This window comes from Bartonella sp. JB63, assembly GCF_002022665.1.
In the GTDB taxonomy this organism is placed as follows: Bacteria; Pseudomonadota; Alphaproteobacteria; order Rhizobiales; family Rhizobiaceae; genus Bartonella.
Genome location: NZ_CP019788.1, coordinates 420,605 through 434,371, shown reverse-complemented (window position 1 = coordinate 434,371; position 13,767 = coordinate 420,605). Strand labels below are relative to the sequence as shown.

Genomic DNA, 13,767 nt, shown 5'->3' with positions numbered 1-13,767 from the left:
TTCTTTGGCTATTTGTTTTTTCTTTTTTCCCATTAAGATTTATATATCATAATAATATTTAGCCTCTTTGCTGAATATTTTTAATAGGAAGATTGTTATGGAAAAAACTGACATCTTTAATCCCATCTCTCAGCAAAAAGAAGAACCCATCTCTTTTCGGCAAATGCCGCATAATATTGAAGCTGAACAAGCACTTCTTGGCGCTATTCTTATTAACAACGATGCACTTGATCGCGTATCAGATTTTTTAAAACCAGAACATTTTTTCCAACAATTGCATCAAAAACTCTTTGAAATTTTATCGCAAATTATCAAAAAAGGAAAATTAGCCACTCCTGTTACTATCAAATCTTTTATTCCAGCTGAAGAAAAAATTGGAGATATTACCGTATTTAATTATGTTGTTCGTTTGGCTAAAGAAGCAGTAACAATTATTAATGCTGAAGACTATGGACGAGTAATTTATGATCTTTTCATCCGACGTTCCTTGATTAATCTTGGAAACGAAGTTGTCAATACAGCATTTGATGCCCCTGTAGAGTTTGCACCAGTTCAACAAATTGAAAGAATCGAACGTGATTTATTTCAGCTGGCAGAAAAAGGGAAATATGGTGGTGGATTTGAGAGTTTTGACGAAGCTGTCAAAAAAGCTATTGATATGGCGGGAGCTGCAAAAAAAAGATCTTCACGATTATCAGGGATCGCTACCCACATAAAAAAACTTGATGAACAAATGGGAGGATTACAGCCATCTGATTTAATTATCATTGCTGGACGTCCTGGTATGGGCAAAACCTCTCTTGCTACCAATATTGCTTTCAATATTGCCAATACTTATAATTGTGATGCAAAAAAAGTCTCATCGCAAGAAAATGAAGGAGGAATTGTCGGATTTTTTTCGCTTGAAATGTCATCAGAACAACTTGCGACACGTATTATTTCTGAGCAAACAGAGGTCTCTTCTTCTGATATCCGTCGTGGTAATATTTCAGAAGAGCAATTTGCAAAATTATTACGCATAATGAACCGTCTACAAAAAGTCCCACTTTACATCGACCAAACTGGTGGTATATCGCTAACTCAATTGGCTGCACGTGCACGTCGTCTCAAGCGACAACACGGTTTAGATGTATTGATTATTGACTATATACAATTAATGACAAGCAATTCAAGACGTTCATCTGAAAGCCGTGTTCAAGAAATTACAGAAATCACTACAGGTCTCAAGACCTTAGCTAAAGAACTGAATGTTCCCATTATTGCTCTTTCACAACTTTCGCGCCAAGTTGAAAATCGAACAGATAAACGTCCACAACTATCAGACTTACGTGAATCTGGTTCAATTGAGCAAGATGCTGACGTTGTTATTTTTGTATATCGTGAAGAGTATTATCTCAAAAATGAGGAACCTAAGATAGGAGGTCCAGAACATTTAAAATGGCAAGCATCAATGGATGAAGTTTTTGGGAAAGCTGATATTATCGTGGCCAAGCAACGCCACGGACCAACAGGTATAGTCAAACTTTCTTTCCAAGCTGATTTTACACGCTTCAGTGATCTGGCAGACAGTAATTATCTTCCAGAACAATATGGTTAAACCATTATGGTACGCAATCGTCTTCAATTTATTTGCCAAAATTGTGGTACTGTCCATTCGCGCTGGACTGGAAAATGTCATTCCTGTGGAGAATGGAATTCTCTTGCCGAAGAGAATATGAATAGTGGTGTAGGTAGTGGTCCTCCTAAAAATATTCGTAAAGGTCATATAGTTGTACTTACATCTCTTTCTGAAGATATTGAAGATGCTCCGCGAATTCATTCTGGCATTGCTGAACTTGATCGTGTCACCGGTGGTGGCTTTGTTCGTGGGTCAGCATTACTTATTGCCGGCGATCCCGGTATTGGAAAATCAACATTGCTAACACAAACAGCAGCTAACTTATCACAAAAAGGATATAACGTTATCTACGTTTCAGGTGAAGAAGCTATTGCACAAATTCGCTTACGTGCAAAGAGGCTTGAAGCAACAAACAAAGCGGTTCAACTCGCTGCTGAAACTAATGTTGAAGATATTCTTGCAACCTTAAATACTCATAAAAAACTTGATATGGTTATCGTTGATTCTATTCAAACTTTATGGTCGGATATAGCAGATTCAGCACCTGGAACTGTAACACAAGTTCGCATCAGTGCTCAAGCAATGATCCGATTTGCAAAAAATACAGGAGTCGCTGTTATTCTCGTTGGTCAAGTCACAAAAGATGGACAAATTGCCGGACCTCGTGTTGTTGAACATATGGTTGATGGTGTTCTTTATTTTGAAGGTGAAGGTGGACGACATTATCGGGTTTTAAGAACTATAAAAAATCGCTTCGGACCAACAGATGAAATTGGTGTTTTTGAAATGTCTGATAAAGGATTACGGGAAGTTTCGAATCCATCTGAACTATTCTTAAGTGAACGTAATGAAAAAGCACCAGGAACTGCCGTTTTTGCAGGAATGGAAGGTACACGCCCTATATTAGTGGAAATTCAAGCCCTTGTTGCTCCCTCTTCACTTGGTACACCACGACGTGCCGTCGTGGGATGGGATAGCAATCGTCTTTCAATGATTCTAGCCGTATTAGAAGCTCATTGTGGTGTACGTTTTGGACAACATGATGTTTATCTTAATGTTGCAGGTGGTTATCGAATATCAGAACCTGCAGCTGATTTAGCAGTTGCAGCAGCTTTAGTATCTTCTCTTGCAAACATCCCTCTTCCGACTCATTATGTATATTTTGGTGAAGTCAGCCTCTCAGGGGCAATCCGTGCCGTTACACATTCAGGACAACGCGTTAAAGAAGCTCAAAAACTAGGTTTTCAAGGAGCGTTTCAACCTACAGGAGCAATCGAAATAATAAAATCACAATGCTTTCAACAACATGCATTGTCTGATCTTCCTGAATTGATTTCCGCTATTGCTTCAGGGAAAAAATGATCTGTACCACAAAAAAATAATTAAAGAGAAAATTCTATAAAACGCAAAAGATTCTTGATATAAACACAGAAAGTGGACATAACTAAAAAAATGCAACGTATATATTATATATAAGGAATCAATAAATGAATGTAACAATTCTAGACGGTATTGTCGTAGTAGTTATCTTATTTTCTTCTTTTCTAGCCATGCTTCGGGGTTTCTCACGTGAAGTGCTATCATTCATTTCTTGGATAATTGCAGCTGTTGCAACATTTTTTTCATTTAAACTTATATTACCCTTCACTGAACAATATCTCTCTAATAAAATGATAGCATTGGTTGTCACATTTTTCATGATTTTTATCATTGTTCTTATCGTTACTTCTATTATCACAATGAAAATTGCCGATTTTATTATTGATAGTCGAATTGGTGCAATTGATCGCACTATTGGGTTTATTTTTGGAGCATTCCGTGGCTTATTGATTACTGTCATCAGTGTATTGCTCATTAATGCACTTATAAAACCTGAACAACAATCTGATTGGCTAAAAAATGCAAGAACAAAACCTATATTAGATTCACTAAGTAAAAAAATAGCGGAAATGATGCCAAAAGATCTCGATTATACATTTGAAACAATAGAAAAATTCTTTAAAAAAGATGACACTACAAACAATTAAAACTAATATTATTAGAACAATTAACGACGCTATCATTCACAGAATAAGAAATAGTTTTTATTAAGAATGAGCTTTAAATAATATGGGGTGTATGATATTAGTTATTTCATACGTCATAATTGAAAGAATATCATGACAAAAATCAACATCTCTTGTCAGGAATTTTCATTAGATGGTGATACGCTTCATGAAGAATGTGGAGTATTTGGTATCCTTGGACATGAAGAGGCGGCAACATTAACAGCTCTTGGATTACATGCATTACAACATCGAGGACAAGAAGCTGCAGGAATTGTTTCTTATCATAACAAGATATTTCACCAAGAAAAACATTTAGGGCTTGTGGGTGATCATTACACAGATTCTGCAACATTAGCCCGTCTGCCAGGAGATCGTGCTATTGGGCACACTCGTTATTCAACAACAGGTGAAGTAGCATTACGCAATGTACAACCTCTTTTCGCAGAATTAAACGCTGGAGGTATTGCTATTGCTCATAACGGCAATCTAACAAATGGTCTTACATTACGCCGTGAATTAATTGCCTCTGGTGCTATCTGCCAATCAACGTCAGATTCTGAAGTCTTTCTCCATATTATTGCCCGCTCACGCCATGAATCATCATCTGATCGCTTTGTCGATGCCATTCGCCAATTAGAAGGCGGATATGCTATGTTGGCGTTAACACGTACTAAACTTATTGCTGCACGTGACCCAACAGGTATTAGACCGCTTGTTATGGGTGAGCTTGATGGTAAACCAATCTTTTGTTCAGAAACCTGTGCTCTTGATATTATTGGAGCAAAATATATTCGTGATGTTAAAAATGGTGAAATCATCATATGCGAAATACAAAAAGACGGTCAAATCACTACAGAAATTATCAAACCAGAAATAGAAAAACCAGAAAGACTTTGTCTTTTTGAATATGTCTATTTTGCTCGTCCTGATTCAATCGTCGGAGGGCGAAGTGTCTACGTAGTCCGAAAAAATATGGGTATACATTTAGCACGGGAAGCACCTTGTGATGGTGATGTTGTTGTTCCTGTTCCTGATGGAGGTACACCTGCAGCAATTGGCTATGCACAAGAAATTGGAATTCCTTTTGAGTTAGGCATTATTCGTAATCATTATGTTGGTCGTACTTTTATCGAGCCAACCCAACAAATTCGTGCTTTTGGTGTTAAATTAAAACATTCTGCAAACCGTTCTATTATTGAAGGAAAACGTGTTATTTTAATTGATGACTCAATTGTACGTGGTACAACATCCACAAAAATTGTAAGAATGCTCCGCAGTGCAGGAGCAAAAGAAGTTCATATGCGCGTTTCCAGCCCAATGATTTTATATCCTGATTTTTACGGTATCGATACACCTGCAATTGAAAAACTTTTAGCTAATCAATATCCAGATCTGCAATCTATGTGCAATTTTATCGGTGCTGATTCATTAGACTTTCTTTCAACTGACGGTCTATATCTTGCTGTTATAGGGGAAAAGCGGAATAATTCTCATCCACAATTCACTGATCATTATTTCACAGGTCATTATCCTACACATCTCACTGACCGAAAAAGTACTCCAACAGTTCATAAATTACCTGTCCTGAAAACAAGAAATTAATAATGATAAAATCTGATTTTAATCTCAATGGATGTGTTGCACTTGTCACAGGTGCTTCTAGAGGAATTGGTTATTATCTAGCATTAGAACTAGCAGCACGTGGCGCCCATATTATTGCGCTTGCACGCACAATGAATGGTTTGACGGCACTTGATAACGAAATTAGAAAAAAAGGCGCTTCCGCAACGTTAGTGCCAATTGACTTGCATAATATGGAAGTTATTGATGCATTAAATATATCAATTGATGAACGTTGGAAGAAACTTGATATTTTAGTTGCAAACGCCGCAATCTTAGGAACACTTTCACCAATAGCTCATACCGAAAATATAATGTTTGAAGACATTTTAAAAATAAATCTCACCAGTCAATGGCGCTTAATGAAAGCAGTTGAACCTTTATTGCGCAAATCTGACGCTGGACGTGCTGTTTTTCTGTCATCAAGTGTTGCTCATTATGCACGTGCTTTCTGGGGACCTTATGCAGCTTCTAAAGCTGCTTTAGAACTTCTTGCTCGCTGCTGGGCAGAAGAACTCAAACAAACATCTATTAAAGTTAATTGTGTTAACCCAGGTGCAACACGCACTGCAATGCGCGCACAAGCTATGCCCCGAGAAGATCCTCAAACCTTACCTTCTCCAAAAGAAGTCGCAGCAGAAATAACCCATCTCTTATCCCCTAATTTAAAAGAAACAGGAAGGCTTTTTGATGTTCATCAAAAACGATTCATGAACTATCATCTTCCTGATTAACCGTAATCTGCCTCTACATAACTCATTGAAGTCTTTCAGAGCAGACATTCTCCTTTTTTACAACTAACTATAAAACTATCCGGTTGTTAATTAGCTATCTATAATGTTTTTTGTTTTTCCTTCTAAAGCAGCCCTTTTATTATAAATCCAAGCACTGTAAGGAAGAAAAGCCATATAACAAATAACTGTTATTAATAAAGTATACCACATATAAGTAGCTAGAAAACCAACATAAATAACAATCGCCAACATACAAGGTATTACAATATCGCGCCTCAAATTATGACCTATTGTTTTTCCACTCCATACTGGTAAACGACTTACCAAGAGAAAAGCAATAACTAAAGTATAAAAACTAAAGAACAATGCCCATCCCCAATTAGGGACTAAACCTATCCCTCCTAAATAAATAGGTAATAAAAGCATTAGCGCACCTGCTGGTGCAGGGATACCAATAAAATAATTTTTCTGCCACTCTGGTATATCAGCATCCTCTAACATCACATTAAAACGAGCTAACCGCAAACAACAAGCAACACAATAAACAAGTGCTGCCACCCAACCTACCTGATGAGCCTGTGTCAGAATAAAGGAATAAACAACAAGAGCAGGAGTAACACCAAAATTAATAACGTCAGCAAGTGAATCCATCTGTGCCCCAAAAGACGAAGTACCATCCATCAAACGAGCAACACGACCATCAGCTCCATCTAAAATTGCTGCCAAAAGTAATACCAAAATAGCTGACTCATAGCAATTCTCAAAAGCTAAACGAATACCATTCATTCCCGCACAAATTGCTAAAATAGTGATAATATTAGGAATAATATACCGCATAGGTATAGGTGAACGCCGCCGATGCATAACATTATCGTTTTTTCTTTCAGATTCAAACGAAGAAAACGGTGAAGAATTTTTCATACCTCATCCTAATCAAGCCTAAAGTCATTTACAGCAGGATCATCACCAAAAGAACCTAAAACTGTTTCTCCAGCAATTACTACCTGACCAACTGCAACACGTAATTTTACATTAGCTGGTATATAAACATCAAGACGAGAACCAAAACGTATTAGCCCAAAGCGCTGCCCAGAAACAATTAAATCATCTTTTTTTTGCCAACAAACAATCCGACGTGCAATCAATCCTGCTATCTGCACAACACCAATTTTACCATGTTCACTGTCAATCACCATTCCATTAAATTCATTAAATTGGCTAGCTTTATCAAATTCAGCATTAGAAAATTTACCTGGATGATAAACGATAGACTCTATCGTACCACTTATAGGAACACGATTGATATGACATGAAAAAATATTCATAAATATAGAAACACGTACCATTTCTTGATCGCCCAATTCCAGCTCTGCAGGCGGAATATATGGCTCAACAAAAGAAATACGACCATCAGCAGGAGAAAGAACCCAATTCGAATTTATGGGAATCACTCGTTCTGGATCGCGGAAAAAATATATACACCACATTGTCAGAACAAGACCGCACCAAAATAATGGACTCCAGATTAAACCTAAAATGAGTGAAATGACAAAAAATATTACAATAAATGGATAACCCTCTTTATGAATTGGGACAAAACCATTTTGGATAGATTGTGCAATAGTCATATAATTTCCTATTCATATTTAATAACTAATAAATACTTTTCTTCCCCCTATTGTATATTTAATCAATTACTATGCATACACTCGGCTATCATTTTATGTAATCTATCTACCACGATTAACAACACCTAATTCACCCTCCTCACGCATTTTTCGTAATTTCTCTTCAGCTTGTGAAGCCTCAAGTTGCTTATTCCACATTGATGCATATAAACCTTTTTTACATAAAAGATCAGCATGTGTCCCTTTTTCAATAATACGACCATTTTTGAGCACCAATATCTCATCTGCACTAACCACAGTTGAAAGACGATGGGCAATAATCAAAGTTGTACGTCCGCGACTTACAATATTCAATGCCTGTTGAATTTCCTGCTCTGTCGTTGTATCAAGAGCTGCAGTTGCTTCATCTAAAATAAGAAGCGGTGGCTCTTTTAAAAGTGCTCGTGCAATAGCCAAGCGTTGTTTTTCACCACCAGATAATTTAAGACCACGTTCACCAACTAGGGATTGAAACTCCTCTGGAAGCATCTCTATGAATTTCAATATCTGAGCCATTTTAGCAGCTTTGCGCATCTCTGCATCTGTAGCATTTGGACGTCCATAATAAATATTATATGCAATTGTATCATTAAATAAAACTGTATCTTGTGGCACCATGCCAATTACTTCACGTAAACTTTTTTGAGTGACATCACGAATATCCTGTCCATCTATAGTTATTGAACCCTCATTAACATCGTAAAACCGAAAAAGTAATCGAGAAATAGTTGATTTACCAGCACCTGAAGGTCCAACAATCGCAACTGTTTTACCCCCAGGTACTTCAAAATCAACATCTTTGAGAATTGGACGAGCTGAATCATATGAAAATTTCACTTGATTAAACCGGATAGTACCATGGTTCACCACAAGCGGTTTAGCATTCGGTTTATCAATAACTTCTTGCGGAACATCCAAAAGATCAAACATCGCTTCAATATCAGTTAAACCCTGCCGAACTTCACGATAAATTGAGCCAATAAAATTTAATGGAATAGATAGCTGTATTAAAAGCGCATTAATAAAAACGAAATCTCCTAAAGTTTGCATCGCGTGAGCTACTTCGTAAGCTGACATTAACATAAGAATTGTCATCCCAATACCAAAAATGAGGGCTTGACCAAAATTAAGCCAGCTTAAAGAAGTCCAAATCTTCACCGCAGTCTTTTCATAACCGGCCATAGAAGCATCAAATCGACTCGCTTCTAAAGTTTCATTACAAAAATATTTAACTGTTTCAAAATTCAATAAAGAATCAACTGCACGCGTATTTGCTTCTGTATCGGCCGTATTCATCTCTTTCCGAATATTAATGCGCCAGTCACTGGCCTTAATCGTAAACCAGATATACAAACCAACTGTTATCACAATTACAAAAAAATAATACCATCCATAATTTATATAAACAATAAATGCTGTTAGAATAAATTCTACAAAGGTTGGCATTGTATTAAGAATCGAAAATCGAACAATTGCCTCGATTCCCTTTGTACCACGTTCAATAATGCGAGAGAGACCACCGGTTTGCCGTTCCAAATGGAAACGTAAAGATAATCCGTGAAGATGAACAAAAGTCTTATATGCTAATTGCCGAATAGCGTATTGTCCAACGGTCGCAAAAAGAGAATCGCGCAATTGGTTAAACCCAGCCTGAGTAATACGCGCAACATTATAGGCTAAAACTAATATGATAGGAACCGCCCAAGTAGATGGGAGCCCTGGTAAATTAAGACTCATATCAAGTGTATTCGTAGCATATTTAAAAAAATATGGAACGGATATGAGAATCAGCTTTGCTAAAATAAGGTAAAATACCGCCCATACAACGCGCATTTTGAGATCAGATCGATCTGATGGCCACATATAAGGCCATAAATTATAAAGTGTGCGTAGGGTTTGACCTGAAGCCGCTGACACAGTTTTTACGATTCTATTTTGTTTCATAAAGTCTTTACTTCTTTACTACCCATTTAATACGCACAACAACAATGCCTATACCTATATTACTCTTTCATAGATCATATTCATACCTCTTGTTTACCGCTATTAAACTACACAATAAATACAACGATATCTAAAATTAAACTGTTTTTGGAAAAGGAACAAGAAATAATCCACTATAAAATTTATTGTTTTTATCTGTATTTTCATACCATTCTGCAGCAAATAAATCTTCAACTTTTACATTTTTCTCTTTCAACTCTGCCTTAAGCCATTTCTTTGTTTTACCAATCTCTTTAAGATTTTCTTCGAGTATTTCCTCATTTGTTACTAAAATGACAGACTTTTTACTCTCTTCTTTTTTAACAACAGAGAAATCACCATTTGTTTCTAATCGAACAAAGCCTGCTTCATATAAACTACACCCTTTAATACTTAACAATTGTAACCAGATCATTCACACAGATCCCTAAACGCTTAATCTCATCGAGCTGAAATACACCATTTACAACAAGTTTGACATTTCCTCCTGCAATAAGCCGATGAAAAAACACTGAATATCTTGCAAGAGAATTAAAAAATGTGATTAAGATTTGCCAAATAAATAAAACAAACAACAATTGGATAATATTAATATTTGAATTATAAATAACTCCTCCAATAATGCCTCCCATAACAAAATTGCTCACCAAATCAATTGGTGTCATTTGGCTGAGGCTACCACGACCTGTTGTTCTTAAAATGAACAAAAAAGCGACAAGGCCTACAACTAGTTTAAGTGCGATATATCCATAACTATATAATTCCATCAAATTCTCTCCTCACATTATATGAAAGCTGCTAGAATATAGGAATTATAGTCGTTTCGTCTCCCACGTGGTTATACGCTCACCAGTCTGCGGATCCTTGCTATCTTTTAAGAAGATCCCCCCTGCTGCAAGCTCATCACGAATTTTATCCGCAGCTGCCCACTCCTTATTATGGATAAGACAAAGCCTTTCAGCAATACGCTGATCAATAAATTGTAAATCAAAATGCATCTCGCTAATGAAAATAGAACATTCTTTTTCCTTAACCAATTCTTGTCGCAATAACCCCAGAAAATCCATACCATTTGCAAGAGCCATAGCATTTTGTTCTTTATAAAATTTTCGTAAAATAGTAATTGTATTGGAGGTATTAAGATCATTACTTAATGTTTCAATTAAAGAAGAATCAACAGATTCGTTATTATCCAAACAACATTTTTCATTACGAAGCAATTCATACCAACGATATAACTCACTACTAGATTTTACTAAACGCTGCATTGTCCAATTTAAAGGTTCTCGATAATGCGTTTGTAACATTGAAAAACGTATAGACAAACCAGCCCAGATCCGTTTTATTTCGTCTGTTAAGACATTTGCAAATTCGAAAAAATCATTCTCTAAAAGTGAACGAATAGTAATAAAATTCTGAAGACTTTTAGACATTTTTTTGCCTTCAACTTGCAAAAAACCATTATGCATCCAAAAATTAGCCATCCGTTCTATCCCAAAAGCTGAACAACTTTGCGCAATTTCATTTTCATGGTGAGGAAAAATCAAATCAATACCACCACCATGAATATCAAAAATATTTGCTGTCGGATCTTCACAAAATAAACCACCACCATAAGGAGATAACAATTTTGCCATTGACATTGCTGAACATTCAATATGCCAACCAGGACGACCTAAAATAGAAATTCCTGCTGGTGATATCCAGCCAGGTTCCCCTTGAGCAGAAGGTTTCCATAAAACAAAATCCATTTCCCCCTTTTTATAAGAAGCCACATCTATACGTGCTCCTGCCCTCATTTCGTCAATTGATCGTTTTGCAAACGCACCATAACGAGGGTTGTCTCCCATACTGCTGACAGAAAATAATATATGATTATCTGCTATATAAGCGCACCCCTTTTCAAGAAGCCTTTCAATCAAAGACCGTATTTCTTCTAAATGATCGGTTGCACGCGGTTGACTGGTCGGCGGCAAACAACCAAGCGCCAATGTATCTTGCTGAAATTGATAAAATGTACACTCCGTTAATTGATGAATAGCATCGTTAAGTTCTAGATCAGGATACTGGAGAGCTGCTTTTGCATTTATTTTATCATCCACATCTGTGATATTACGAGCATATATGACATGGTTCTCACCGTAAATATAACGTAATAAACGAAATAAAACATCAAAAACAATAACAGAGCGAGCATTACCAATATGAGCATAATCGTAAACTGTTGGACCGCAAACATAAAGGCGTACTCTATTAGTATCGATCGGTGTAAAATCCTCTTTCTTTCGTGTAAGCGTATTATAAAACCGCAACTTTCCCATCATCACACTCCATTAGTGATACTCCTTAGCTATTCCTTAAAAAATATGTTATATCATCGCACTAATAGCACTGTTTAAAAAGAAATATTGCCCTGTTGTATCGATTTCTAACATCGATTTTTTCACATATATAAAATAAAAAAATAGCAAGAAATGTTCATAAAAACATACTAACTCTGTGTCAGACAATTAAAATAAATCAAACCGTTCATTTTTTTTGAATATTAGAAAAATTAGCTGTTTGATTTGGAAAAGATACAACTTTTAAAAATATTTGGTAATGTATAAGTTATCTTATTAACCTTATTTGAAATAGAATAAAATTCAAAATCATCATATACTAGACTTATTATAAGATCCATAATATCACTTCTCTTTTAACGAAAACAATCAAACCACCGCACAATATAACATTATTACGATTTATTATAACAAGCATACGGTGATGAATGGCAGATAAAGATATTAAAGCAAATAACCAATTATAATAATTGCAATTGTATCCTGCACTATTCCAGGTTTCCATAAACCCTGCAAAACCAATAAGCCCGCCATATTTTTACAATGAATAAAATAAGGTTGCGATTTTTCATATCATATTTTCCATTCAAAAATCCACTTGCTGGTATAATCACGTGTCGATAATTAAATGTATGAACAAAAGATTTTTTCTCTTTAACTGTTTATGAATGAGTATTGAACGTCAATGGCCAACTATATAATTTTATAATTGCTCAACCCAAGAAAGAATAAATCCCCAACATGCAAAAAACTATTACGAAAAGGAAAATTAAAAGATGTATCTTGATAAGATTCTCGATCGTAAATTACTAAGATAGATTGAGATAGTACAATATTATAACTAGAAAGAAAAACACCTTAAATCGAGCAATAAAACTCTTTTCGACACTTACTGAAGTGTCGCGTAGAATGAAAATTTATCACACATTATTGATTAATTGATTACCATTTTCAAATATCAATGATAAAAATGTAATTTAAAAATAAAAATCTATATATACATTTTTATAAAATACAGAATTACTTTCTTTTGCATTTCAACAAAGAGACATCTATTTTACGATAAAAACAATAATCTATTTTTATTAATGAAAAAATTTTCCTAAAGATAGAATCATGAATAAAAAATAAATACTTTAAAATACTCAATTTTAATATTTTCATGACTATTTTCTTATCGTCTATCATGCCCTAATTATTGTACATCTATAGCGAATAAGAATGAGTGAGCTATTTTTTAACTATATTTATCAACATATAGCTGGCGATAAGACTCCTCTATCTATTATTAAGTTTCATAGATATACCGTTAAAAGTGAGCAATAAAAATAATGAATAAAGTATTGATAAATATCATTTTTCTATTTTTTTTCTTAATTTCAACACCAATCTTTGCACAACAATTTCCGCCCTATCATATCAAACTTTTACGATTAGTAGAAATTTTAGGATCTCTGCACTATCTACGTAATCTTTGTAGCCATCCAACAAACCAATGGCATGATCACATGGTTGCATTAATTGAAGCAGAAAAACCAACACCACAAATACGTGCTCATTTGTATGAAACGTTTAATGCAGCTTATAGCACCTTTTCAGAAAATTATCATCGTTGTACAGATTCAGCAATCGAAGCAGATCAAAGATATGTAAAAGAAGGAAACGCCTTATCCACAAATTTACTTAAGCATTTCAACAATGAAAACTAGAAAAAAACTGACAAAACTCTTATTTAATTTACATAAGTAATTACAA

General features: G+C 35.3%; 10 protein-coding genes and 1 pseudogene. 6 read left to right on the top strand and 5 right to left on the bottom strand.

What is annotated here, in order from left to right:
• The first annotated feature begins 97 nt into the window (after positions 1-97).
• The 5 genes from BJB63x_RS01895 to BJB63x_RS01875 all read left to right on the top strand — a co-directional run bounded on the left by BJB63x_RS01895 (position 98) and on the right by BJB63x_RS01875 (position 6,020).
• Positions 98-1,597, top strand: a complete 1,500-nt coding sequence (locus BJB63x_RS01895; protein WP_078718773.1) for a replicative DNA helicase — start codon at positions 98-100, stop codon at positions 1,595-1,597.
• A gap of 6 nt (positions 1,598-1,603) precedes the next feature.
• The gene (gene radA, locus BJB63x_RS01890; protein WP_078718772.1) at positions 1,604-2,980 is read left to right on the top strand and encodes a DNA repair protein RadA; all 1,377 of its coding nucleotides are present in this window, start codon (positions 1,604-1,606) and stop codon (positions 2,978-2,980) included.
• A 125-nt stretch (positions 2,981-3,105) separates the two neighbouring features.
• Positions 3,106-3,645: a CvpA family protein gene (locus BJB63x_RS01885; RefSeq protein WP_078718771.1), complete on the top strand. Its 540-nt coding sequence runs from the start codon at positions 3,106-3,108 to the stop codon at positions 3,643-3,645.
• 132 nt (positions 3,646-3,777) lie between these two features.
• Positions 3,778-5,268, top strand: a complete 1,491-nt coding sequence (purF, locus tag BJB63x_RS01880) for an amidophosphoribosyltransferase (RefSeq protein ID WP_078718770.1) — start codon at positions 3,778-3,780, stop codon at positions 5,266-5,268.
• Positions 5,269-5,270: 2 nt separating this feature from the next.
• Positions 5,271-6,020: an SDR family NAD(P)-dependent oxidoreductase gene (locus tag BJB63x_RS01875; RefSeq protein WP_078718769.1), complete on the top strand. Its 750-nt coding sequence runs from the start codon at positions 5,271-5,273 to the stop codon at positions 6,018-6,020.
• A 90-nt stretch (positions 6,021-6,110) separates the two neighbouring features.
• Here the strand turns inward: BJB63x_RS01875 and BJB63x_RS01870 are convergent, their stop codons facing one another.
• The 5 genes and pseudogenes from BJB63x_RS01870 to cysS form a co-directional block, all read right to left on the bottom strand.
• Complete coding sequence (locus tag BJB63x_RS01870) at positions 6,111-6,941, bottom strand: CDP-alcohol phosphatidyltransferase family protein (RefSeq protein ID WP_078718768.1); 831 nt, start codon at positions 6,939-6,941, stop codon at positions 6,111-6,113.
• Positions 6,942-6,949: 8 nt separating this feature from the next.
• Entirely contained in the window at positions 6,950-7,648 is a 699-nt protein-coding gene (locus BJB63x_RS01865) for a phosphatidylserine decarboxylase (protein WP_078718767.1), read from the bottom strand.
• 102 nt (positions 7,649-7,750) lie between these two features.
• Positions 7,751-9,631, bottom strand: a complete 1,881-nt coding sequence (locus BJB63x_RS01860; RefSeq protein ID WP_078718766.1) for an ABCB family ABC transporter ATP-binding protein/permease — start codon at positions 9,629-9,631, stop codon at positions 7,751-7,753.
• Positions 9,632-9,767: 136 nt separating this feature from the next.
• Positions 9,768-10,437, bottom strand: a pseudogene (locus BJB63x_RS01855) (DUF421 domain-containing protein).
• A 45-nt stretch (positions 10,438-10,482) separates the two neighbouring features.
• On the bottom strand, positions 10,483-11,991 hold the full coding sequence (gene cysS, locus BJB63x_RS01850) for a cysteine--tRNA ligase (protein WP_078718765.1): 1,509 nt from the start codon (positions 11,989-11,991) through the stop codon (positions 10,483-10,485).
• Positions 11,992-13,343: 1,352 nt separating this feature from the next.
• On the opposite strand from cysS, the gene BJB63x_RS01845 reads away from it, so the two are divergent.
• Positions 13,344-13,721, top strand: coding sequence for a TIGR02301 family protein (locus BJB63x_RS01845; protein ID WP_078718764.1), 378 nt, complete (start codon positions 13,344-13,346; stop codon positions 13,719-13,721).
• The last annotated feature ends 46 nt before the right edge of the window (positions 13,722-13,767 follow it).